Annotated in this window: 17 protein-coding genes; 11 read left to right on the top strand and 6 right to left on the bottom strand. The window is 64.3% G+C overall.

Annotated features, from left to right (window positions below):
• The first annotated feature begins 57 nt into the window (after positions 1-57).
• The 3 genes from trxB to SALLO_RS0110740 all read left to right on the top strand — a co-directional run bounded on the left by trxB (position 58) and on the right by SALLO_RS0110740 (position 3,334).
• Entirely contained in the window at positions 58-1,125 is a 1,068-nt protein-coding gene (gene trxB / locus SALLO_RS16710; RefSeq protein WP_084696263.1) for a thioredoxin-disulfide reductase, read from the top strand.
• Positions 1,126-1,190: 65 nt separating this feature from the next.
• Positions 1,191-1,778: a LysM peptidoglycan-binding domain-containing protein gene (locus tag SALLO_RS17870; RefSeq protein WP_022836307.1), complete on the top strand. Its 588-nt coding sequence runs from the start codon at positions 1,191-1,193 to the stop codon at positions 1,776-1,778.
• A gap of 119 nt (positions 1,779-1,897) precedes the next feature.
• Entirely contained in the window at positions 1,898-3,334 is a 1,437-nt protein-coding gene (locus tag SALLO_RS0110740) for a DEAD/DEAH box helicase (RefSeq protein WP_022836306.1), read from the top strand.
• Between the two features lie 63 nt (positions 3,335-3,397).
• Here SALLO_RS0110740 and SALLO_RS16700 read toward each other — a convergent pair whose 3' ends face one another.
• Positions 3,398-4,780: an alpha-amylase family glycosyl hydrolase gene (locus SALLO_RS16700; RefSeq protein WP_022836305.1), complete on the bottom strand. Its 1,383-nt coding sequence runs from the start codon at positions 4,778-4,780 to the stop codon at positions 3,398-3,400.
• Between the two features lie 456 nt (positions 4,781-5,236).
• Between SALLO_RS16700 and SALLO_RS0110730 the strand changes: the two genes are divergently transcribed.
• Complete coding sequence (locus SALLO_RS0110730; RefSeq protein ID WP_022836304.1) at positions 5,237-6,436, top strand: N-acetylmuramoyl-L-alanine amidase family protein; 1,200 nt, start codon at positions 5,237-5,239, stop codon at positions 6,434-6,436.
• Positions 6,437-6,464: 28 nt separating this feature from the next.
• Here SALLO_RS0110730 and SALLO_RS0110725 read toward each other — a convergent pair whose 3' ends face one another.
• Positions 6,465-7,214 (bottom strand): pirin family protein, encoded by a 750-nt coding sequence (locus SALLO_RS0110725; RefSeq protein ID WP_022836303.1) that lies wholly within the window; start codon positions 7,212-7,214, stop codon positions 6,465-6,467.
• A 288-nt stretch (positions 7,215-7,502) separates the two neighbouring features.
• On the opposite strand from SALLO_RS0110725, the gene SALLO_RS0110720 reads away from it, so the two are divergent.
• Positions 7,503-8,972, top strand: a complete 1,470-nt coding sequence (locus SALLO_RS0110720) for an NAD(P)H-binding protein (RefSeq protein ID WP_028567155.1) — start codon at positions 7,503-7,505, stop codon at positions 8,970-8,972.
• 16 nt (positions 8,973-8,988) lie between these two features.
• Positions 8,989-10,233: an ATP-dependent DNA helicase gene (locus SALLO_RS0110715; protein ID WP_028567154.1), complete on the top strand. Its 1,245-nt coding sequence runs from the start codon at positions 8,989-8,991 to the stop codon at positions 10,231-10,233.
• A gap of 13 nt (positions 10,234-10,246) precedes the next feature.
• On the opposite strand, the gene SALLO_RS18470 is transcribed toward SALLO_RS0110715, so the two are convergent.
• The 4 genes from SALLO_RS18470 to SALLO_RS0110700 form a co-directional block, all read right to left on the bottom strand.
• Complete coding sequence (locus SALLO_RS18470; RefSeq protein WP_157621407.1) at positions 10,247-10,423, bottom strand: hypothetical protein; 177 nt, start codon at positions 10,421-10,423, stop codon at positions 10,247-10,249.
• 151 nt (positions 10,424-10,574) lie between these two features.
• Positions 10,575-12,392 carry a DNA helicase RecQ gene (gene recQ, locus SALLO_RS0110710; RefSeq protein ID WP_022836301.1) on the bottom strand — a complete coding sequence of 606 codons (1,818 nt, stop codon included), beginning with the start codon at positions 12,390-12,392 and terminating at the stop codon, positions 10,575-10,577.
• A gap of 44 nt (positions 12,393-12,436) precedes the next feature.
• Entirely contained in the window at positions 12,437-12,919 is a 483-nt protein-coding gene (locus SALLO_RS16695; RefSeq protein WP_022836300.1) for a YiiD C-terminal domain-containing protein, read from the bottom strand.
• Between the two features lie 233 nt (positions 12,920-13,152).
• On the bottom strand, positions 13,153-13,572 hold the full coding sequence (locus tag SALLO_RS0110700; RefSeq protein WP_022836299.1) for a high-potential iron-sulfur protein: 420 nt from the start codon (positions 13,570-13,572) through the stop codon (positions 13,153-13,155).
• Between the two features lie 386 nt (positions 13,573-13,958).
• On the opposite strand from SALLO_RS0110700, the gene SALLO_RS16690 reads away from it, so the two are divergent.
• From SALLO_RS16690 to SALLO_RS16680, 5 genes are all read left to right on the top strand, one after another.
• Positions 13,959-14,468 carry a hypothetical protein gene (locus SALLO_RS16690; RefSeq protein WP_022836298.1) on the top strand — a complete coding sequence of 170 codons (510 nt, stop codon included), beginning with the start codon at positions 13,959-13,961 and terminating at the stop codon, positions 14,466-14,468.
• A 270-nt stretch (positions 14,469-14,738) separates the two neighbouring features.
• The gene (locus SALLO_RS0110690; protein WP_040605766.1) at positions 14,739-18,014 is read left to right on the top strand and encodes an amidohydrolase family protein; all 3,276 of its coding nucleotides are present in this window, start codon (positions 14,739-14,741) and stop codon (positions 18,012-18,014) included.
• 331 nt (positions 18,015-18,345) lie between these two features.
• A complete protein-coding gene (katG, locus tag SALLO_RS0110685; protein ID WP_169577924.1) occupies positions 18,346-20,565 on the top strand; it encodes a catalase/peroxidase HPI in 2,220 nt (739 codons plus the stop codon).
• 292 nt (positions 20,566-20,857) lie between these two features.
• The gene (locus SALLO_RS18255) at positions 20,858-22,279 is read left to right on the top strand and encodes a TolC family protein (RefSeq protein WP_022836295.1); all 1,422 of its coding nucleotides are present in this window, start codon (positions 20,858-20,860) and stop codon (positions 22,277-22,279) included.
• A gap of 50 nt (positions 22,280-22,329) precedes the next feature.
• Positions 22,330-23,421, top strand: a complete 1,092-nt coding sequence (locus SALLO_RS16680) for an efflux RND transporter periplasmic adaptor subunit (RefSeq protein ID WP_022836294.1) — start codon at positions 22,330-22,332, stop codon at positions 23,419-23,421.
• The last annotated feature ends 7 nt before the right edge of the window (positions 23,422-23,428 follow it).

Genomic DNA, 23,428 nt, shown 5'->3' with positions numbered 1-23,428 from the left:
TATTGGGGGCTGCGCGCAGCGTGCGTTGTTTTCTCGATTCTTTTCCTGAATCCTTCTATGGCTTCTACCAACGGTACCATGCCCGATCGATCGGCGTTTGACGGCATCGACTTTTCCGGCGCCGAGGTGCGCCCGGTGGTTATTATTGGCACCGGTCCGGCCGGTTGGACCGCCGCGCTGTATACCGCGCGCGCCGACCTGAACCCGCTGGTGTACATGGGCCCCGAGCCCGGCGGACAGCTCACCACTACCACCGACGTGGAAAACTTTCCCGGCTTCCCGGAAGGCATCATGGGGCCGGAGATGATGAACAAGTTTCAGGAACAGGCCGAGCGCTTTGGCACCGAAACGCGCTACGGCACCGTCACCGATGTCGACTTCTCGGAGCGCCCGTACCGGCTGCTCGTCGACGAGGAGACGCCGCTCTACGCCCAAACGGTCATTGTGGCCACGGGCGCTTCCGCCAAATACCTGGGGTTGGAAAATGAGCAACGCCTCATCGGAAAAGGGGTAACGGCCTGCGCGACCTGCGACGGCGCGTTCTTCCGGGATGAGACCGTGGCCGTGGTGGGCGGCGGCGACAGCGCGATGGAGGAGGCGACCTTCCTTACCAAGTTTGCCGCGAAGGTGTATGTCATTCACCGCCGCGACGAGCTGCGGGCCTCCAAAATTATGCAGGAGCGCGCGTTTGAAAACGACAAGATCGAGTTTGTGTGGGACACTGAGGTGACCGACGTGCTAGGCGAGGACCAGGTGACGGGCCTGGAGGTCATCAACAACAAGACGGGCGAAACCCGCGTGATGGACGACGTGACGGGGCTGTTTTTGGCCATTGGCCACACGCCCAACACCGAGCCGTTTGAGGGCTGGCTGGCGATGGACGACAACGGCTACATCCTCACCAAGCCCGATTCGACATACACGGACGTGCCGGGCGTTTTTGCCTGTGGCGACGCGCAAGATCATGTGTACCGCCAGGCCGTAACCGCGGCGGGCACCGGCTGCATGGCCGCGATTGATGCCGAGCGGTGGCTGGCCGAGCACGGCGCCATCGAAGCGCCGCGCACCGAGACCGAGTACCACGCCGCTGAAGCAGAACCGAGCATTGAAGCGCAAACGGCATGAATCCTGCACCGAGGACATCGCGTATGTCCACCGGTTTGCCAGGAAGCACGCATTACGTGTCGATCATGCCCATCAAGCCTTTTATTATCGTCATCGCGCTGGGTAGCGTCCTGTGGGGGTGTCAGAACAGCCCGCAGCAGGACGCGCCTTCGCCCAATCGTCCCGTGGCATCCACGCCGGCCGCTGCTGCGCGGGCCCCGGCCGATGAGCCGCTGGCCGTTACGCCAACCGGAACGGTGGCCGCGCACGTTCGCAACGCGATACGGGCCACCAAGGTGCGCAAGGCCCTGTTGCGGTACGAGGCGCTGCGGCCGTACAACTTTGAAGCCTCCGTATCGGGCGGGCACCTTACGCTGCGGGGCGACGTCCCGACGCGCGCGCTCCACCGCAAGGCCCTGCAAGCCGCACGCACCGTAGACGGCATCGAGCGCATCACCAACGCCGTCACCATACAAGGCCGCTCGGCCGAGATGGTGCGGGCCGCCACCGCCGCCGACCCCGCCGCGCAGTCGTCGGCGTACTACACCGTGCAAACCGGCGATACGCTGTGGAGCATCGCGCGGCAGTACAGCGCCTCGGTGCGCGAACTGAAGCAACTGAACAACCTCGACTCGGGCAGCATTCGGCCCGGCCAGCGGATTCGGGTGCGCTGATGATCCCATGCGCCCTTTGTGAAGGCATCGTTCCGCAGGATCGTGCCGCCGCTGTCGTCGTACGGACTGTTACGCGTTTCCTTCGCTATTTTTGCGCCCTTTGACCCGCGTTCACTCTCATGGCTGCTAACGCCTCGCCCAACCCCTACACCCAGGTCATCGACCTGACCTCAAAGTCGCAACGCAAAGCCCGCCGCGACGAGGTGGGAACGCTCGAAGCCCCCGATCCGCCGCTCGACGAAGCGACGCTCGAAAGCTTGCCGCACCGCGTAGAGCAGGCCGTGTACGCCGCCGGCTGGGCCGACATGATGGAGGTGCAAAAGAAGGCCATCCCGTACATGCTGGCCGACCGCGACCTGATTGTGCAAGCCCAAACCGGATCGGGCAAAACGGGGGCGTTTTTGCTCCCGCTGTTCGACCGGATCGACCCGGAGAAGGAGGAGGCACAGGCGCTCATTTTGACGCCCACGCGCGAGCTGGCCCGCCAGATCAAGGAAGAGTTTGAGCGGATGAAGCTGGGCACGCCCGAAACGAATCAGCTGGAGGTGGCGCTTCTGTACGGCGGCGTCGGCTACGGCCCGCAGATTGAGGCACTGAAGGGCGGCGCGCAGCTGGTGGTGGGCACGCCGGGGCGCACGCTCGACCATCTCAAGAAGAAAAACTTCAAGGCGGATACCGTCCACCAGTTCATTCTGGACGAGGCCGACGAGATGCTGTCGATGGGCTTCCTGCCCGATATTGAGGAGATTGAGGGCTACCTGACGTACGACAAGCGGGCCTCGCACATGGTGAGCGCCACGATGCCGCCCAAGGTGCGCAACGCGGCGCGCGCGTTCCTGCGCGACCCCGGCTTTCTGTCGCTGAGCACCGAGCAGGTGAGCGTCTCGGCGATGGACTACCGGTACTACCTCGTAAACCCGATGGATAAAGACCGGACGCTGGAGCGGCTGATTGCGCTGGAGGAGCCGGAGTCGGCCATCATCTTCGCCAACACCAAGAAGGAAGTCAGCTACCTGCAGCAATTTCTTTCCAACCAGGGCATCGCCGTCGACGAGATGTCGGGCGACCTGTCGCAGCGCGACCGCGAGAAGGCCATCGACCGGCTGCGCAGTGGCGAAACGCGCATGATGGTAGCCACCGACGTGGCGGCCCGCGGCATCGACGTGTCGGACCTGAGCCACGTGTTCATCTACGACGTGCCGCAGGATCACGAGTACATCATCCACCGCTCCGGCCGCACCGCGCGCGCCGGGAAGGAAGGCACCGCCATCATCCTGGCCACGCACGAGGACGAATTTGAGCTGGAGCGCATGGCCAAGGCGTACGACATTGAGCTGGAGAAGGCCGAGCTGCCCGAAGATCCGGCCGATACGGCCACGGCGCTGCTGGAAGACCGCCGGCGCGACAGCACCGCCGATGACGAGACCGTGCGTCAGTTTCTGCCGCTTGTGGATCAGCTCGCGCAAGAGCGCCCCGAGCTCCTGGCCACCGTCATCGCCGACCTGTACGAGGCCGCGCAGGCCGCGGAAGAAGAAGCAGAAGAGACCGCCGCGTAACGCGCCGTTCACGACCCTGCGCGGCTGCGCCCGCGGCTCGCTTCCCTACCCGGCGGCCGCGCCTCACTCCACCTCCAGCAACATAAAGCCGTAGGGCGGCAGCTCGATCGCCGCGGCCTCCATGCGCACGCCCTCGATGGCATCGGTGAGCACGCGGGAGCGGAAGGTGGCCGGCACGGGCACGGTGGCCGCGCGGTCGCGCACGTTCACGGCAATAAGAAGCGTATCCTCGGTGGCCGTGCGCGTGTACAGCAGCACGTCGTCGGTGGAGGCATCGAGCACGTCGAGCGCCCCCTCGCGCAGGGCCTCGCTGTCGCTGTAGAGGCTGAAGAACGTCCGGAAGAACGGGCGCATCGCGCTCTCTTGCGACCAGTCGTACGGCGTCGCCTCGAAAAACGGCACCGGCTCGCGCACGCCCAGCTCCTGCCCGTTGTAGATGAGCGGGATGCCGGACATGGTGAAGGCGAGCATGGTCGCCGCTTGAGCGCCTGCTATCCCGTCGAAGAGCGCGGGCGGCGGGGCATCCCAGGCCGTCTCGTCGTGATTGGTGGTAAAGCGCAGCCGCTCGGCCCCGGGCGGAAGCGCCTGCAAGGTGGTATCCACCTGCGCAGCGAGTGTGCGCACCGAGGCGGTATCGGCCCACACCTTTTTCAGCGCGCCGTAAAACGGCCAGGCGTAGGTCCAGTCGAAGCCGTTTTGGTGGATGGCCGGATCGGCATGCTCGGCCAGCATCAGCACAGGCTTGATCGTCTCGACCGAGTCGATGGCCGCCGTCCAGAAGCTGTCGGGCACCCACCCGGCCACGTCGCAGCGGTAGCCGTCGATGTTGAACGCGCGCACCCAGTACTGCATCACGTCAATCATCTCCTGGCGCAGCGCCGGGTTGTCGTAGTTGAGATCGGCCACGTCGGTCCAGTTGGTCGTGTCGCCGCTCGGACTCACCGGCACCATGGGCGCGCCGCCGGTGTACCACGCGGGGTGCGCCTCGGTCCACGGATGATCCCAGGCCGTGTGATTGGCCACAAAGTCGATGATCACCTTGATGCCCCGCGCGTGGGCCGCGTCCACAAAAGCGCGAAAATCCTCTTTCGTGCCGTAGTTCGGATTCACGGCGTAGTAGTCGCGGATGGCGTAAGGCGAGCCCAGCGCCCCCTTGCGGCGCTCCTCGCCAATCGGGTGAATCGGCATCAGCCAGATCGTGTTGATGCCCAGCCGGTCCAGCGCGTCCAGCCGGCCGATGGCCGCGCGAAATGTGCCCGCTTCGGTAAAGTCGGGGATGAACAGCTCGTAGACCGCCGCATCCGATACCCACGCCGGTTCGCCGACACCTTCAATGGACGCATCGGCCGCGGGCGCCGCTTCGGGTTGCGTGGCGGGCGGGGCCTTCTGGCAGCCGGCGACCAGGAGTCCGGCGGTGAGGAGCGCAGCAACGAGGGAGCGAAGCATGGGAGCACAGGGCAAGCGAGCGGGCAGCGGACAACCGTAAGGATAGGAAGCGCCCGGTACTTTGTCCAATGGCCGTGGGCCTTGCATGAACGGAGCCAAAAACGATACGTTGATAGTTCAGATGACTATTCAGATTGATTTGACCAACTGCACGCCCAGCGGATCAAAAAAGCAAAAACCTATGTGTCATTGCGAGGAACGAACGGAGTGAGTGACGTGGCAATCTCCATGTACGAGCAAGAGCGGCCCGTTACGGAGGTTACCGCGCACCACAGGCATGACCTAAAGGCCTCTCTTCCAGGGATGACCCGTTCCCTATGGTGTACGGTGCGTTCATGCGCATTTGCAATGATTCCGCGTACAGGACGGCCGCGCGGGGTTTACTTTCTGGCGCATGTGTTGCATACTGCATGGTTGTAGCATCGCACCCCTTCCCTTCTCGCTCGCCTGTATCCCATGATTGTGCGTACGCTCCTTGCTCGCCTGGCTGTATGCTTGCTCGTGTGCACCCCGTGGGCGGCGTCCGCGTGGGCGGCCGATGCGCGCGCACCGGTGACCGACCTCACGTTTGTGGAGCGCTCCGACGGCCGCGGCTACGTGATCCGAGTACGCGCCCCCGAGGGCATTCCGGCATACAACGCCCCCACCCACGACGGCCGCACCTTGCGCTGGACCCTGTACGGTTCGCGGCGCGCCGCTTCGTTCGAGCCACCTGCGCCCGAGGGCCCCGTGGCCGACTACACCCTGCGGGAACAGGGCGGCCACCTGCTGCTCACCTTTACGCTCAAACCCGACGCGCGCGTTCGGGCATCCGCCTACCGCGACGGCGCCTCATCCGATGTTCTGCTCAACCTGACCACCTCAGGCCGCGCGGCCCCCGTTGCCGACCGCTCGCCCGACCCGTCCCCACCGTCCACCGCCGACGGCCCCTCGTCTACCGGCGCGGCACGCTGGGCGCTCGATACCATCGTCATTGATGCCGGCCACGGCGGCAAAGACCCGGGCGCCCAAGCCCACGGGCTCCAAGAAAAGGACATCGTGCTCGACATTGCCCTGAAGGCCGGCGAGTACATCGAAAACCGCCTGGGCATCAACGTGGTGTACACGCGCACCACCGACCGCTTTATTCCGCTGAAGAAGCGCGGCAAGATTGCAAACGAGGCCGAGGCCAAGCTCTTTGTGTCCATCCACGTGAACGCGGCCGGCGCTGTCTCAGCTCACGGCACCGAAACGTTCTTCCTCGGGCAGCACAAGAGCGAGGCCGCCCGCAAGGTGATGAAACGCGAGAACAGCGTCATCAAGTACGAGGACAACCAGTCGGCGTACGATACTTTCGATAGCCAAGCCCTGGTGCGGTACACGCTCACGCAGAGCGCCTACATGCGGCAGAGCCAGAAGCTCGCCAAAATCATTGAAGATCAGTTTGCCAACCGGGTCAACCGCCACAGCCGCGGCGTAAAGCAAGCCGGGTTTTACGTCTTGTGGAGCGCCTCGATGCCCGCGGTGCTCGTCGAAACGGGATTTGTGACCAACCCGAGCGATGCGCGCTTTCTGGGCAGCGAGATGGGCCGCGATTATATCGCCAGTGCGATCTTTCGGGCCGTGCGCGCCTACCGCGACCAGTACGAACGCGGAATCAAATCGGCGGCGCGCTAAAGCCTGTTGGCGCGGCTACGGGGCGCGCTTAGGTCCACAGCCGTGGCACGTCCATCCGCACGTCAAAGAGCAGCACCTCGCTGTCTTCGGCAACCCGAAACTCAAGCCGATCGGCGGCGGTGATGCCTACGCCGTCGCCCGCCTCCAGCGTCGTGCCGCATACCGTGAGCGCTCCGTGCACCATCTGCACCCAGGCCCCGCGGCCTTTGCCCAGCGCGTGCGTCACAACATCGCCCGGCGCAAAGCGGCCGGCGTAGATGAACGCATCGGTATTGATGGCCATGCTCTCGCCACGCCCATCCGGTGAGATGTACATCCGAAACCGGCCCTGCCGCTCCTCGGGCGTATACTTTTTCTGATCGTACGCGAACGTCGTGCCGGCCCGGTCGGGCACCAGCCACATCTGGTAGTTGTGCTCTACCGTATCGTGATGGTTCTCTTCGGCATGAATCATCCCGCGGCTGCCCGCGCTGATCCGTTGCATCTCGCCCGCCGTAATCGTGGCGGTGTGCCCAAAGTTGTCGGCGTGCGTAAGCGTGCCCGACGCCACGTACGTCACAATTTCCACGTCGCGGTGTGGGTGCTTGCTAAACCCCTCGTGGGGCTGAATGTGGTTCTCGACCATGACGCGCAACGGGCCGAAATGGACCCAGTCGGGGTCATGATACTCGGCAAACGAGAACGTCATCCAGTTGTCCGTCCACCCCATATCCGAAAACCCGCGGTCGTCGCTGCGCCGCACGCGAAGGTTCGGAGACGTGTCTGCTGCAGAAGCCATCGCTGATGCCCCATCTTTTTGCGGATATCGATGTGACGCCATACGCCACACGGGCGCTGACGCTTTCTCAACCAGATAAATCGATGGAAGCATGCAACTGTTCCTAGTTGCAACACATAAAGATTTGTTTACGCCTGATTGTTGAATGCAAACCGCTGCTTTCGGCCGTCGTCAAGTGCGCAAGCGCAACAAGTCCGTAAGAACTCCCGGAAACCGCCGGTCGTGCGAATCTCTCAAGCCGCTTTGGACTTAGCAGTTTGTGTATTGCCTTCACGTCGTTCACGTGTTATGCCTCCTGAAGCCGCTTCCGACGCTCCCCAGACCATTGCGATTGCTGGCACCAGCGGACTCGTGGGCACGGCCGTGCGCGAGGAGCTGGCAGGCCCGCATCGCTTTCTGGCACTTACGCGGTCGCCGGTGCGTGCGAAAGTGCATGCCGACACGCCGCACGTGACGTGGCGGCATTGCGATCTGTTCGATCCGTACGACGTGAAGCAGGCGCTGGAGGGCGCCGACCGCGCGCTCTACCTCGTGCATTCGATGCTGCCTTCGTCGCGCATGACGCAGGGCCGCACGGCGGACCTGGATCTGCTGCTGGCCGACAATTTTGCGCGGGCGGCCGAGGCGGCCGGCGTGCAGCACATCCTCACCATTGGCGGATTGGTTCCCGACGCCCACACCCTCCCGCGCGCGCTGCAACACCGGCTCGATATTGAGCGCACCCTGGCCTCGGGGCGCGTGCCCGTTACCACGCTGCGGGCTGGCCTCATCGTAGGCCCCGGCGGCACGTGGCTGGAGCTCATGCTAAACCTGGTGCGGCGCCTGCCCGTCATGATTTTGCCGGCCTGGACGCAGGCCCGCACGCAACCCATTGCCCTTCCCGACGTGGTGCGCGCACTCAACCGCCTGCTCAACCAGCCCGCACCCACCCAAAATCAGGTGTTCGACATTGGCGGGCCCACCGTCATGACGTATCGCTCGCTCCTGAAGCGCAGCGCGCGCGTGCTGGACCTCAAGCGCCCCATGGCCACCGTGCCCATCGACGCGCCGCAGCTCTCCAAGCTGTGGGTTCGCGTCTTTAGCGGCGCCCCGTGGGCCCTCGTCAGTCCGCTCATCGACAGCCTACGCCTGGGTGCCACCGTGCGCGACAATCCGCTGCAGCGGTGGCTGGTGCGTGACGCCGAGTCGTACGAGCGCGCACTGCAACGGTGCGTGGATGCCCAGGGCCGCCCGGTGCCCAACCCGCGGGCCGACCTCCGCGCGCGCGACGACGCGGCCATCGAGGCGCAAAGCCGCGCCCGCTCGGTGCAACGCCTGCCGCTGCCGCCCGGCTACACCGCCCACGACGTGGCCAATGCCTACGTCCGCTGGCTGCCGCGCTTCGGCTGGCCCTTCCTGCGCTGCACGGTCACCAAGGGCCGCGTCTGCCGATTTTTTCTGCGCCCGCTCCCCACGCCCATCCTAACGCTGGAGTTCGACCCGGCGCGTAGCCCCTCGGGACGGCAACTGTTTGAGGTGACCGGCGGCCTTCTCGCCGCGCCCGCTGCCAAGCGCCGCGGACGCCTCGAATTTCGGCGCGCGCTGGACGGGTCGTGCGTCATCGCGGCGGTGCACGACTTTGCCCCCCGCCTGCCGTGGACGCTGTACACGAGCACGCAAGCCCTCGTTCATCTGCTGGTGATGCGCCGCTTTGGCGCGCACCTGCAACGATTGGCGCAGCGCGAACGTACAGACGCTCCGGCACACCAGCACGCGTAGCACACACCTTGCACACATGGGGCTTACCGAGCATCAGCAGGCAGCGTACGACGAGGTCTACGAGCGACTGGCCAGCGGCGAACGCTTCACGGGCCTGCGCGGCTACGCAGGAACCGGCAAAACGTACCTGGCCGCCCGCCTTGTGGAGCGCCTCATGGCCGAAGACTGTCCCGTGTACGTGTGCGCGCCGACGCACAAGGCCGTGCAGGTGCTGCGCGAGCAGATGACCCACACGGAGGCGCCCGCCCAAACGGTGCACTCGTTTCTGGGGCTGCGCCTCGCCCCCGACGGCTCGGGCGGCTATGCCCTGGAGCCCGACGACCGCGAGCGCGAGCCCACCGCTGGCGTGGTGATCGTCGACGAAGCCTCGATGATTGGCCGCGCCGAGTGGTCGTTTATCGAGAAGACGCCCATCTTTGTGCAATGGCTGTTTGTGGGCGACCCGGCCCAGCTGCCTCCGGTAAACGAAGACGACTCGATGGCCCTGCAGGCCCCCGGCCCCACCCTCACCGAGGTGCACCGCCAGGCCAAAGACAATCCGATTTTGCAGCTGGCCACCCAAATTCGCGCGGGCGACGGGGGGCCGTTCCGCAGCGCATTCGACGGCGACGCGGGCGTAGCGATCACCGACCGGCGCACCGGCTTTTTGGATAGCATCCTGCGCGCCTTTCAGCACGAAGACGGTGCCGCCACAGACACGCGCGTGCTGGCGTACCGCAACAAAACCGTCCGCCGCTACAACCGCGAAATCCGCATGGCGCGCTACGGCGACGATGCGCCCCGCTTTGCGAAAGACGAGTGGATTGTGGCCCGCGAGTCGTGGTACCACGAGCAGGTGCCCATCCTAACGAACAGCGAGGAGCTGCGCGTCATCTCGGCGACGCCCGATACGGTGGCCATCGACGACATGAGCGAGTGGGCCATCTGGAAGCTGAAGGTGCACGCCCCCGGCGATACGCAAACGCGCACGGCCCACGTGCTGCACGAGAAAGAGCACGAGCGCTTTCAGGAAGAACTTGACCGGCGCCGCAAAGCAGCGGTCGAGGAGCCCTCGAAGTGGTCTGCGTACTACGATTTGCGCGAGCGCTTTGCACGGGTCGATTACGCATACGCCAGTACGGTGCACAAGGCGCAAGGCTCTACCTACGACACCGTGTTTGTGGATCACCGCGACTTGCGCGCGTGCCGCGGCGAGGAAGAGCGCGCCCTGCGCTACGTGGCGGTTACGCGTCCGCGCCGCCGCCTGGCCCTTTTGGTGTAACGAATCGCCGGATTCAGCGCTGCGGGGGGGCGGGCGTTCGGCGCCGCTTGGGCGTTTGCGGCTCGGTGTTAGGCTCGCGCCGCGACGGGTTGGGCACGCGCGGCGGACTGCTTGGCGTGGAGGGCGTAGATGGCGTGCGCTTCGGTTGGCGCCGGGGCTGCCGGCGGGGCGTGCGTTTGGGTGCTGGCATGAGAGGGGAACGCATTGTGGCCAGATAACAACTCGTTACCCTCAATGAACACGCGGCCCGCGTGTTGGATGCCCGCGGAGCGGTGTTACGAAGCCTTTTCGTTTTCCCGCGGGCCGGCCCACGTGCGCTGCGGGGCATCGGCACGCAGGGGTCAGAAGTCTGCCAGCGCCTCCAGAAAGTCGGGGCCGTAGCGTTTTTGCTTCATGTCGCCCACGCCCGGCAACCGGCGGAAATCCGCCAGCGTCGCAGGCCGCTTCTCCACCATCGCCCACAAGGTTTTGTCGTGGAAGATGACGTACGGGGGCACCTCTTGCGCCTTCGCCAGCGCCGCGCGCGTTTCCCGCAAGGCATCGAACAAGTCTCGCTCGGGGCCGTGCGAGGGCCGCTCGCTATCGGCGGCCGCCGGCGCCACCGGCGCTTTGCTGGGCCGCCGCAGCTCCACCGCCGTCTCGCCGCGCAGCACCGGCGCGCACGACGGATCGAGCTGCAGCGCGCCATACCCGGCCATGTCGACGCGGATGAGCCCCTTGGCAACCAGCTGACGAATGATCGATCGCCACGCGCGCTTCGGCCGGTTGTCGCCCACGCCGTGGGTGGGAAGCGCATCGTGCCCATGCTGCCGAATTTTCTTCGTGTTGCTGCCCGTCAGCACGTCGGCGATGTGGGCGGCACCAAAGCGCTGCTCGGTGCGCGCAATACACGACAGCACCTTTTGCGCGGCCTCGGTGCCCTGCCACGTGTGCGGCGGCTGCAAGCAGTTGTCGCAGTTATCGCAGCGCGCGTGCGGGTACGTCTCGTCGAAGTATCCCAACAGCACCGTGCGGCGGCAGGCGGTCGACTCGCAGTAGCCAAACAGCGCGTCCAGCTTCTGATGCTGCCGCCGGCTGAAGTCGTTAGCGGCGCCGTCGTCGATGAAGCGGTGCATACGCACGATGTCGGCCAGGCGGTACGCCATCCACGCGCTCGCCGGTTCCCCATCGCGGCCCGCGCGGCCCGTCTCCTGATAGTAGGCTTCCAGCGTCTTCGGCACATCCAGGTGGGCCACAAAGCGCACATCCGGCTTGTTGATGCCCATCCCAAACGCCACCGTAGCCACCACCACCAGGTCGTCGGCGTGCAGAAAGCGCTCCTGATGCGCCGCCCGCTGTTCATCGGAGAGGCCCGCGTGGTACGGAACGGCCGTGCGCCCCTGCGCCGAGAGCCATTCGGCCGTCTGCTCCACCCGCTTGCGCGAGAGGCAATACACGATGCCCGCCCCGTGCGGGTGCTCGCGATTCAAAAAGCGCAGCAGCTGCGTGCGGGCGTTACGGCGCTTGGGCACCACCGTGTAGCGGATGTTGGGCCGGTCGAAGCCCGCCACGAACAGCGCGTCGTCGTCGAGGTGCAGGCGCTGTACAATGGACTGCTGCGTGGGCGCGTCGGCGGTGGCCGTCACGGCGATGCACGGCACCTCCGGAAAAGCCGTCCGCAATTCGCTCAGTTGCAGGTACTCGGGGCGGAAGTCGTGGCCCCATTGCGAAATGCAGTGGGCCTCGTCGATGGCCAGGAGGGCCACGGTGGCACAGTGCAGCAGGCGCTGAAAGCGCGGCCGCATGATGCGCTCGGGCGCCACGTAGCACAGATCGAGCGTACCGTCTACGAGCTGCTGCTCCACCGCCCGGCGCTCGTCAGTCGACTGGCCCGAGTTGATGACGGCCGCAGACACGCCGCGCTGCCGAAGCGCCGCCACCTGGTCTTCCATCAGCGCAATGAGTGGCGACACGACAATGCCTACGCCGTCGCGCATAAGCGCGGGCAGCTGGTAGCACAGCGACTTGCCGCCGCCCGTGGGCATGATAACAACCGCATGCTGTCCATTAAGCAGGCGACGTACGATGCGCTCCTGGTACGGCCGAAAGGTGTCGTGGCCAAACACCGACTGAAGCACGTCGGCCGGCTGGGCGCGCGAAGGGACAACGGGCGAAGGCATAGACAGGGCGCAAGGCGAAGAGACGAATCCGCAGGGATCGTGGGTTAGCGTTCGTCGTCCTCAGCCAGGGCCACGTAGCGTCCAATGAACGTCACGGCGCGCTCGCCCGCGGCATCGATGCGGCATTTTAGGTCGAGGCGCGCACGGCCCCAGCGCTCCAGCATCTCCCGAAAGCGCTCCAGCGCATCCTCATCGGGGCGCTCGCACACCACCGAAATATTTTCGCACACCGGCTTCAGGTACTCAATATCGCTCTCCTGTATCAGAATTTCGGCGCGGCGGCGGATGTCTTCCTTCATGTCCTCCACCACCTGATAGGCCATGGCCCAGCCTGTAAGCGTCGCGAGCATGCTGAGGCTGCCGCCAAACGCGGTGCCCATGTGGTTGGCGTTGGGCTGCAAAGGGGCCGACGCACGCAGCGCCTCGTCATCAGCCGACAGGGAGAACTCCAGATGCCGTGTGATGGGCATCTCTTGGACGATGAGCTCCTCCAGCCGCTTCATTGCCTCTTCGGTGAGCGTAGCCATGCTTTAGGGAACAACGGTGCGTAAACGGACAGCAGGTGACGTAGCATCACTGTAGAAGCGACAGCACGATCAAGCGTTCCCATAATCGCGGGCGTGCGGCGAATTTATCTGGCCCCGTACCACATACGGCCGCCCCAGACGCGATGCGTCCACGAGCGGCCGTTACGTGGATCTGTTTTAACCAAGCGCTGCGGTGAACGTCAGCGCGTTCGCGGCCGAAGCCGCGGGGTGCTTTACGAAGCAGCCACCCAGGAGGTGCAGTACCCCTGCGGATTGACCGGTCCGGGGAAGAGCTGGCAACCGCCGCAATTCTTTCCAGCCTCGGCCTGCTGGTAGAGCTGACAATTGGCGCAGTTCTTATTCGGGTTGGGGGAGTTCTCAACGTACTGCAGCGACTTCACCATCTGCGAGCGCATCTTCTTCTCGCTTGCCGAGAGGCCCGAGAGGTCGTCGCAGGATGCGGCAGCTGTTTTCGTCTGTCCGCCGCCCGCGGCTTGTCCACCGCCAGCACCGCCACCCGCAGCGGCTTTGTCCTTCGAGCCGCCGCCACAGGCCGACAGCAAGACGCCAGCACCGGCGCCGGCTACGCTCAGGAGGCCCATCCGTTGCAGAAAGGCACGGCGCGATACATCCGTTTTCTGTTGCTCGTCCATAAGAACGTGTTGCTTGTGTGCGCAAATACGAAGCGGGCCCGGCCGCCGGTTGTGGGCGACGGACCCTTGGGGTTCAATGTAGGGTACGGACGTCCCCCAGGGAAGTCAAGCGCTCCTGAGTGGAGACCGCACCAATGCTGTAACGCTTCCTTGAACCTAACAGCAGCGGCCCTCAATCCTTCCCTGTATGCCCCGAAGGCCCTGTACGCAAAGCAAGATACGTGGTGTGGGGCCTGGCCCTACAGCCTGCATACACGGCAAAGCGCTGCCGTGCTGCTTGTCTACAACCAGTCTACCTCCAATCTTTGGCAGAGGCGTAACCGGGCGCCGGGCGTGTCCTATAAGCTTACGGAAGACGCTTTTTCTCAAAACCACGAACAACTGCTATGTGGAACGGAGCGCACCTTCACCTCATGGTGAACCATTTGCCCATTTTAGGTACGCTGTTTGGCGCCCTGGGTCTGGCCTACGGGCTGCTGCGTGCCCAGGCTGCGGTGCAGCGGGCCGCGCTGGGCCTGCTCGTCATTGCCGCGCTGGGGGGCGTTGCGGCCTATTACAGCGGGGAAAGCGCTGAAGACATTGTTGAAGGGCTGGCCGGGGTATCGCACGCGTGGATCGAGGCCCACGAGAGCACCGGCGAGTACACGATATACGCGGGCGTCGCGACGGGCCTTCTGGCGCTGCTTACGCTGTGGATGAGCCGCGGCCGCGAGCTGTTGCACCGCGGCCTTGTCGTCACGACGCTGGTGCTCAGCCTTGGCACGTTTGGCTTGGCGGCCTACGCGGCCAATCAGGGCGGCAAGATAAGCCACCCGGAGCTGCGCTCAGGTACCACGCCCGCCGCCGCGCAGCCCGCGCAAAACTCGCACGACGACGAAGCTTCGGACGATCACTGAGCACGGACGGCCGAGCCCCGCAGCTCATAGGGGCGGCTATCAAAGCCCAGGGCAATCGCGCCAATCTTTGGGGGGCGTCCTCACGCCGTTCAGGAATGATGTGCAAAATGGCAGCAGCATCACCCGAAAGTCCATGGCATCCTCAAAGCGTAAAGGGCGGATTCACGATTGCTCGTGCGATTGCTCTGCAACGAAGCCCGCACGGTTGCAGGTGCCCGGCCGCGCTCGTACCTTCAGGGCGGTTTCTGTTCCTTAATATCCGTATCTCGTATGCGTCTGCGTTGGCTTGTTGCTGCTTGCTTGCTCCTCCTTTCCTCTCCTGCGTATGCGCAACCAGCCCCCGACGGCGCCGACACGTGGGACATTACCGCGGCCCACGGGCCGACGAAGACGGTCACGTTTACGACGACCGAAGGCACGTGGATGAACCTGGACGTACATCCCAGCGGCCAAACCATCGTCTTCGACCTGCTGGGCGACATCTACACGCTGCCCATCGACGGCGGCACCGCCACGCGCATTGCCGGTGGCCCCGCACTGCAAATCCAGCCGCGCTACAGCCCCGACGGATCGCGCATCAGCTACACCAGCGACCGCGACGGCGCCGATAACATTTGGACGATGGCAGCCGACGGCTCCGACCGGCAGCAGGTAACCGATGCGGACTTCCGCCTGCTCAACAACGCGGTGTGGACGCCCGACGGGCAGTACCTCATCGCCCGCAAACACTTTACCTCCACCCGCTCGCTGGGCGCGGGCGAGATGTGGATGTACCACCGCAGCGGCGGCGACGGCGTGCGCCTGACCGAGCGCCGCACCAACCAGAAAGACGCCGGCGAACCCGCCGTAAGCCCCGACGGCCGCTACCTGTACTACAGCGAGGACATGACGTCTGGCGAAACGTTCGCGTACAACAAAGATCCAAACGGCCAAATTTACGTCATTCGCCGGCTCAACATGGAAACCGGCGCGCTCGACAACCTCATTACCGGCGCCGGGGGCGCCGTGCGGCCGCAACCTTCGCCCGATGGCCGCTACATTGCCTTCGTGCGGCGCGTGCGCGACGAGAGTGTCCTCTTCCTTTACGACCGGCAGACGGGTGCCGAGGCGGCCCTCTACGATGGCCTCACCAAGGATCAGCAGGAAACCTGGGCCATCTTTGGCGTCTACCCCAATTTCGACTGGACGCCCGACAGCCAGCATATTGTCTTTTACGCCCGGGGCGGCTTCCACAAAATCAACGTAGAGACCCGCGCCGTAACCGACATTCCGTTTGAGGCGAAGGTGGAGCAGCGCGTGACGGAGGCGGTTGCGTTTAGCCACGACATCGGCAACGAGCAGTTTACGGCCAAGATGATCCGCGATGCGGTGACCTCGCCCGACGGCCAGACGCTCGTCTTTCACGCCGTGGGCCGCCTCTGGCGCAAAGCCCTCCCCAGCGGCACGCCGCAGCCGCTCACGTCGCCCGACCGGTTTGCGTACGATCCGGCCTTCAGTCCGGACGGGCAGCAGATCGTGTACACGACGTGGGACGACGCGGCCCGCGGCGGCATCCACCTGATGAATGCCGACGGCTCGAACGCGCGTGAGCTCTCGCAGCGCCCCGGCTACTACTACAACCCGCAGTTTTCGCCCGACGGCTCGAAGGTCGTGTACCGGCGCGCCACCGGCAACAACATGCTCGGCTTCGTTTATGGCGTGGCCCCGGGGCTGTACTGGATGGACGTGGCCACCGGCACGCGCCACTTCATTCGGGAAGCCGGCCGCACGCCGCAATTTTCGGCCGACGGCTCGCGGATTTACTTTCTGAGCGGCGGGGGCATTGGCAAAACGTACCAGAGCGTGCGCCTTGACGGCGGCGGCCTCCGCACCTTGTTCGACCTGAAGTACGTCGACGCCGTGCTGCCGAGTCCGGACGGCCGGTGGGTGGCTTTTCGCGACCTCTACAACGTGTACATCGCGCCGTTTCCGTCGACGGCGGGGCCCATCACGCTGAGCAAAGACATGACGGCGCTGCCGGTGCAACAGGTGACGCGCGATGCCGGCACGGCGCTGCACTGGTCGGCCGATAGCGAGCGCTTGCACTGGGTGCTGGGGCCGGAGTACTTTGCGCGGGATTTGCAGGATACGTTCGCATTTGTCGCGGGCGGCGCGGCGCGTTCGCAGGAACTGCCGGCCATCGACACGACGGGAACGCCCATCGGCCTTACCCTGCCCACCGATCGCCCCACGGGCCGCATGGCCTTTACCAACGCGCGCCTCATCACGATGGACCCTGCGCGGACCGGCGACGGCGTCATCGAAAACGGTACCATCGTCATCAACCGCAATCGCATTGCCGCGGTGGGGCCTGCCGCCGACGTCTCCATCCCCGACGGCACGACGGTCATCGATGCGGCCGGCCGCACCATTATGCCCGGGCTGGTGGACGTGCACGCCCACGCCAACCATTTCTTCTCGGGCCTTCTTCCGGAAGCCAACTGGAGCTACTACGCGAACCTCGCCTATGGCGTCACGACCATGCACGACCCGTCGGCCACCACCGAGACGGTGTTCAGCATGAGCGAGCTCGTGAAGGCCGGACGCATGGTGGGGCCGCGCAGCTTTTCCACCGGCACCATCCTGTACGGCGCCGACGGCGACTTTAAGGCGGTCATCAATGACCTCGCCGACGCCCGCTCGCATCTGCGGCGCCTCAAGGCCGTGGGCGCCTTCTCGGTAAAGAGCTACAACCAGCCCCGGCGCAACCAGCGGCAACAGGTGCTGGAAGCTGCCCGCGCCTACGAGATGCTAGTGATGCCCGAGGGCGGCTCCACGTTCTTCCACAACCTGACCATGATTCAGGACGGCCACACCGGCATTGAGCACGCGCTGCCCATTGCGCCGCTGTACCGCGACGTGCTGCGCCTGTGGGAAGCCACCGACGTCCGCTACACGCCTACGTTAATGGTGGGCTACGGCGGCCTGTGGGGCGAAAACTACTTCTACCAGATGCGCGACGTCTGGAGAAACGAGAAGCTGCTCACGTTTACGCCGCGGCCCATCATCGATGCGCGGGCCCGGCGGCGCGTGAAGGCCCCGGCCTCGGCGTTTTACCACAAGCAACTCGCGGCCTCCGCGAACGACCTGTGGGACCGTGGCGTGGGCGTACAACTCGGCGCGCACGGACAGCTGCAGGGCCTCGGGGCGCACTGGGAATTGTGGATGTTTGCCCAGGGCGGCATGACGCCCATGGAGGCTCTCCGCGCGGCCACGCTCAGCGGCGCGCGCTACCTGGGCCTGCACAACGACATTGGATCGCTGACGGAGGGCAAGCTGGCCGATCTGCTGGTGCTGTCGAAGAATCCGCTGGCGGACATCCGTAACAGCACGAGCATCGAGCAGGTGATGGTGGGCGGCCGCCTCTACGACGCCGACACCATGGACGAGGTGGGTAACCATCCCAACGAGCGCCCCAAGCTGTACTGGGAGCGTGACGAAACCAGCAACGCCTTCATCTGGCGCGATGGCGGCTTTGCCGTGCCCCACGCCTGCGAGGTGCACTAGGCGCTGCCTGCAATCCCGGTGGGGAGCGCGCTCAGCCAAAAGCACCGCTTCCGCCGCGGGCGCGTTCGGCCGCTGACCTTTTAGACAGCACCTAATGATTATTGCCGTCACCAATGACGGGCCCCGGCGGGGCGCACAACTCGCAACATTTCGCGATAACTTTTTGAACCCTCCGTGGGCCGCGAAGCACCACACGGCGGCATCCGCCGTTGTAGTGTTACGCGTTGTTTGCACCATCGGCGTGGGGCACGCCCGCGCAGAGCCTTCAAGCAGCGCCCGAGGCGCCAGCCTTCGCACATCGCAGAACCCCTTACTCAACCAAGCACGCCATATGTCAGAGCACACAAGCGAATCGAACGGCTGCCCCGTGATGCACAATGGGACGGACGCGCCCCCGGAAGGGCGCACCCCGGCCCGCAACCGCCAGTGGTGGCCCGAAAGCCTCGACCTCGAAATCCTCGACCAGAACGTCCAGAACGTCAGCCCATGGGGCGACGACTTCGACTATGCCGCGGCGTTTCAGTCGGTCGACTACGACGCCCTGAAGGCCGACATCGAAGCCGTCATGACGGACTCTAAGGACTGGTGGCCCGCCGACTACGGGCACTACGGCCCGCTCTTTATCCGGATGGCCTGGCACAGCGCCGGCACCTACCGCACCACCGACGGCCGCGGCGGTGCAGCGGGCGGACGGCAGCGACTGGCGCCCCTTAGCAGCTGGCCCGACAACGCCAACCTCGACAAGGCCCGGCGCCTGCTGTGGCCCGTCAAGCAAAAGTACGGGCGCAAGATCTCGTGGGCCGACCTCATGGTCTTGGCCGGCAACGTGGCCCTGGAGTCGATGGGCTTCAAGACGTTTGGCTTTGCCGGCGGCCGCGAGGACGACTTCAAACCGGACGGCTCGGTCGACTGGGGCCCCGAGAACGAGATGGAGACCTGGAACCGGTTCAACGAAAACGACGAGCTCGAAAACCCGCTCGGCGCCACCGTGATGGGCCTCATCTACGTGAACCCCGAGGGCCCGGAAGGCACCCCCGATCCCGAGTGGTCGGCCCGTCGCATCCGCCTGTCGTTTAGCCGAATGGCCATGAACGACGTGGAGACCGCCGCACTCATTGCCGGCGGCCACACCTTTGGAAAGGTGCACGGCGCCAGCACCGACGACCATCTGCAGGCCGAGCCCGAAGCCGCACCCATCGAGCAGCAGGGCCTGGGCTGGCACAACACGCACGGCACCGGCAAGGGCGCCGACACCATCACCAGCGGCATTGAAGGGCCCTGGACCGAAGCGCCCACCCAGTGGGACCTCGGCTACCTCAACAACCTGCTCGACTACGCGTGGGAGCCCCACAAAGGCCCCGGCGGCGCGTGGCAGTGGCGGCCGAAAGACGAGGAGCTGAAGGGCACCGTGCCCGACGCCCACGACCCGTCGAACACCGTGGACCCGATGATGCTCACCACCGACATCGCCCTGAAGCGCGATCCGGACTATCGGGCCATCATCGAGGACTTCCGCGACGACCCCGATTTCTTCCAGGAATCCTTCGCGAAGGCCTGGTACAAGCTGATCCACCGCGACATGGGGCCGCCCGTTCGCTTCATTGGCCCCGAGGTGCCCGATGAGGAGATGCTCTGGCAGGACCCGCTGCCGTCGGCCGACTACGACACGATCGGCGCAGACGAGATTGCCTCGCTCAAGGAAACCATCCTGGCTACCGACCTCACCGTGCCCCAGCTGGTGAAGACCGCCTGGGCCTCGGCGTCTACCTATCGCGACAGCGACAAGCGCGGCGGTGCCAACGGCGCCCGCATTCGGCTCGAACCCCAGAAGCACTGGGCGGTGAACGAGCCGGAGCAGCTGCAGACGGTGCTGGAAACGCTGGAAGGCATCCAGTCCGACTTCAACGCGTCGCGCAGCGACAACGTGCGCGTCTCGCTGGCCGATCTGATCGTGCTGGGCGGCCATGCCGCTGTTGAACACGCCGCGGCGGCCGCGGGCTACGACGTGGAGGTGCCGTTTGCACCCGGCCGCGTAGATGCCACGCAAGAGCAAACGGACGTCGACTCGTTCGAGGCCCTCAAGCCCACCGCCGACGGCTTCCGCAACTACCTCGCCGACAACCCGGCGCAAGACTGGAAGCCCGAGGAGTTTTTGGTCGACAAGGCCGACCTGCTCGACCTCTCACCGGCCGAGATGACCGTGCTGGTGGGCGGCCTGCGGGCGCTCAACGCCACCTATCAGGACAGCGGTGTGGGCGTGCTCACCGACCGTCCCGGCACGCTGACGAACGACTTCTTCGTTAACCTGCTCTCGATGGATTACGAGTGGGCGGCGGTGGAGGACGGCAAGAACGTCTACGAAATCCGCGACCGGGCCACCGGCGAGGTGCAGTGGACGGCCTCCCGCGTAGACCTCATCTTCGGCGCGCACTCCCGCCTGCGGGCGCTCGCCGAGGTGTACGGCAGCGATGACGCCGAGGAGCAATTCGTGCACGACTTCGTGCGCGCCTGGCAGAAAGTGATGACGCTGGATCGCTTCGATCTGGCGTAACGCCACCGTCTCACGTACCGAGGCACCGCAGCCCCGTCCATTCGCTGGACGGGGCTGTTTTTTGTATCCCCCTCATCGCAATTGGCCAACCAACTCTATATTCTTTTTTAATAAAATGTTTATATTTTGAGATGGGGACTGAGGCATATACCAGGTCGCTCAGACGTCTCAAGATCGCCATGAGGGAAGGGTTTATGTAGTAGCGATCAGATTTTATTCTCCAGGAACCTTAGCAGTCCCCTCCATTATATTCTTACACAAGAATTTACTTAATCAAATGCGACGCAGCTGCATGGTTGGCACGATGATAAAGCGACACCGTTACTGCTCATCGCTTTTCTCTATACGGCATCTTTTGGGACGGCTTTTGGTCGTGGGGATGCTCGTATGCATCAGCGCACCGGTAGCGACCGCCCAGCCCTTCGCACCAACGTCAGATACTTCGGAGCCTCTTTCGTTGTCGCTTAGTGACGCCCTATCGCGGGCCCAGTCCGAAAGTTTTGCTGTGCGGAGTGCGAGAGCCCAGGAGCAGGCGGCCCGCGCGCAGAAGCGACAATCTCTAGCCGTCTTCCTCCCGCGCCTAACGGCTGCCGAGCAATTTGGGACGACCACCGACCCCGTCAATGCATTTGGATTCAAGCTGAAGCAAGAGCGATTTACACAGCAGGACTTTCAAGTTGGGGCGCTCAATAACCCGCAACGTACTGACAATTTTGCAACAACGTTGGAAGTTGAGCAACCCCTCCTTAACATCGATGGCTTCTTTGCACGACGAGCTGCGGCAGCAGGCGCACGCGCAGCACGCCAGAGAACAGAGCGCACACAGGCTGTTGTCGCGTTTCGTGTAAAGAAAAGCTACTACCGAGTGGTGCTTACTGAGCGGCAGTTGGCCGTTATCGATGCGGCGCTTCGTGCCGCTCGCGCTAATGTCAAGCAGGCGCAGGCTCTCTTTGATGAGGGGATGATCAACCGGGCCGATCTCTTGGCAGCACGTGTCCGTGTGCTGGCCCTAGAAAACCAGCGTTCGTCCGTGCGCGCCCGGCGTCGCAACGTGGCCGATCGGCTGCGTCTGTTGTTGGGCATCCGTGACGATGTGCAGATTGCTCCCACAGACTCACTTGTACAAGAGGGCGTAGCGATTCCTCCCATTGACATACACGCCGTCAACCAGCGCCGCTCAGACATGGACGCGCTGCGCTACCGAGCCGACGCGGCACGCGAGCAGGTGCGCGCCCGTTGGCTGGCCTTCGTACCTAAGCTAAATGCTCGCGGCACCTACGGCTGGTACGACGACACGCCCTTGGGTACGCATGGTGCCAGCTACACGATAGGGGCCTCGCTGTCGTGGAGCCTATTTGAAGGCTACCGGCAGGTGGGTCGGGCACAACAAGCCGGGGCCGAGTTGCAACATGCCGAAATTAGCCTGCAGCAGCAAGCGCTGCGAAATGAAGTAGACATTCTGGCAGCACGGCGAACTATAGAAACGGCGCGTGAACGAATTGCGCAGGCGCGCCAAGCTGTAGAGCAGGCAAAAGAGAGCCTCCGCATCCGTACCGATCGCTACGCCGAGGGAATGGCTCGCACCACCGATGTCCTTCAGGCCGAGGCAACGCTCGCCGAACGACGGCTGGCTCTTTTACGAGCGCTCTATCAGCATAACGTGGCCGTCTACCGCCTAGAGCTTCTCATCGAGCAGCCCCTAACCAACAACTAACTGCCTCCTGGGCCCCTGTATCGACTTTCTTACACCAATCCGATCCATTCATGCCTACGGTTTTCCGCTATTCCCGCCCTGTGCTCGTTGCGCTTACCCTTGGCCTCATGACCACCCTCACGGCCTGCAGCACCGACACGGCCATTCCCGACTCTTCCGCGGATGCGCCCATACCTGTCGATGTCATTGCTGCAACGGCAACGGCGCAGCAGCAGATGCTTCGTTACACGGGTACCATTCAGGGGGCACAGCGTGTACCCTTGTCCACCAAATTAATGGGTATCGTTACGGAACTCAACGTTGAAACGGGCGATCGTGTGCGCAAAGGCCAAACCCTGGTGCGCGTACGAAGCGAGAATCTTGAGGCGCAAAAGCGGCAGGTGAACGCTCGACTGCAGGGAGCGCGGGCCGCGCTCCAGAATGCAAAAATCAACTTTGAACGCATTCAGAGGCTGTACAAGCAGAAAAGCGCCACGAAAAAAGCATTTGACGATGCGCAAACGGCCTATGAACGTGCTAGAGCGCAGGTTGAGGCTTTGAACGGCCAACTCGCCGAGATCAATGAGATGCTCGCGTATGCGACCGTCGATGCGCCCATCACCGGGTATGTGGTAGACAAGCGCACCGAGGAGGGCGCGCTAGCCGTCCCCGGGCAACCACTTCTGGTTGTTGAGACGCTGGATGCGCTCAAAGCGGTGGTGCAGGTACCTGAGGCCGACATCAATCGCTTCGCTACGGGCGACTCGGTAACAGTCGAAGTGGGTGCAGCGGGCAATGTAGCACGCCGCGGTGTCGTCACGCAAATTGATCCGGCCGGCAACTATGCAAGTCGACAGTTTAAGGTACAGGTGCGCCTACTGCGTCAAAACATGGGCGCCCTAAAGTCTGGCATGTACGCACAAGTGCTCCATCCATCTGGTGTGGAGCAGACGCTCACTGTGCCAGAGGAAGCACTTGTTACGCGCGGCCAACTTACAGGGCTCTTTGTCGTGAAGGACAGCACGGCCTTGCTTCGTTGGATCCGTACAGGCGAGCAGCGCGGCAACCGTATCGAAGTGCTGTCGGGCCTGCGCCAGGGCGAGCGCTACATTACCAGTATTAGCGGACGCATGCGCGACGGCCAGCCGGTTCGTCCGCGATGAGCGTGCG

The sequence above is a fragment of the Salisaeta longa DSM 21114 genome (assembly GCF_000419585.1).
Classification (GTDB): Bacteria; Bacteroidota; Rhodothermia; order Rhodothermales; family Salinibacteraceae; genus Salisaeta; species Salisaeta longa.
Note: the sequence above shows the minus strand (reverse complement) of the source record. Positions and strands in the feature narration are given on the sequence as shown.

Bases quoted from the DNA above. Each gene is read 5' to 3' on its own strand.
- SALLO_RS16695 (WP_022836300.1), bottom strand. From the start codon at position 12,919: ATGGCTACGCTCACCGAAGAGGCAATGAAGCGGCTGGAGGAGCTCATC.
- trxB (WP_084696263.1), top strand. From the start codon at position 58: ATGGCTTCTACCAACGGTACCATGCCCGATCGATCGGCGTTTGACGGC.
- SALLO_RS0110690 (WP_040605766.1), top strand. From the start codon at position 14,739: ATGCGTCTGCGTTGGCTTGTTGCTGCTTGCTTGCTCCTCCTTTCCTCT.
- SALLO_RS16700 (WP_022836305.1), bottom strand. From the start codon at position 4,780: ATGCTTCGCTCCCTCGTTGCTGCGCTCCTCACCGCCGGACTCCTGGTC.
- recQ (WP_022836301.1), bottom strand. From the start codon at position 12,392: ATGCCTTCGCCCGTTGTCCCTTCGCGCGCCCAGCCGGCCGACGTGCTT.
- SALLO_RS0110730 (WP_022836304.1), top strand. From the start codon at position 5,237: ATGATTGTGCGTACGCTCCTTGCTCGCCTGGCTGTATGCTTGCTCGTG.
- SALLO_RS0110725 (WP_022836303.1), bottom strand. From the start codon at position 7,214: ATGGCTTCTGCAGCAGACACGTCTCCGAACCTTCGCGTGCGGCGCAGC.
- SALLO_RS16690 (WP_022836298.1), top strand. From the start codon at position 13,959: ATGTGGAACGGAGCGCACCTTCACCTCATGGTGAACCATTTGCCCATT.
- SALLO_RS18255 (WP_022836295.1), top strand. From the start codon at position 20,858: ATGGTTGGCACGATGATAAAGCGACACCGTTACTGCTCATCGCTTTTC.
- SALLO_RS0110715 (WP_028567154.1), top strand. From the start codon at position 8,989: ATGGGGCTTACCGAGCATCAGCAGGCAGCGTACGACGAGGTCTACGAG.
- katG (WP_169577924.1), top strand. From the start codon at position 18,346: ATGTCAGAGCACACAAGCGAATCGAACGGCTGCCCCGTGATGCACAAT.
- SALLO_RS0110740 (WP_022836306.1), top strand. From the start codon at position 1,898: ATGGCTGCTAACGCCTCGCCCAACCCCTACACCCAGGTCATCGACCTG.
- SALLO_RS0110700 (WP_022836299.1), bottom strand. From the start codon at position 13,572: ATGGACGAGCAACAGAAAACGGATGTATCGCGCCGTGCCTTTCTGCAA.
- SALLO_RS17870 (WP_022836307.1), top strand. From the start codon at position 1,191: ATGCCCATCAAGCCTTTTATTATCGTCATCGCGCTGGGTAGCGTCCTG.
- SALLO_RS16680 (WP_022836294.1), top strand. From the start codon at position 22,330: ATGCCTACGGTTTTCCGCTATTCCCGCCCTGTGCTCGTTGCGCTTACC.
- SALLO_RS18470 (WP_157621407.1), bottom strand. From the start codon at position 10,423: ATGCCAGCACCCAAACGCACGCCCCGCCGGCAGCCCCGGCGCCAACCG.
- SALLO_RS0110720 (WP_028567155.1), top strand. From the start codon at position 7,503: ATGCCTCCTGAAGCCGCTTCCGACGCTCCCCAGACCATTGCGATTGCT.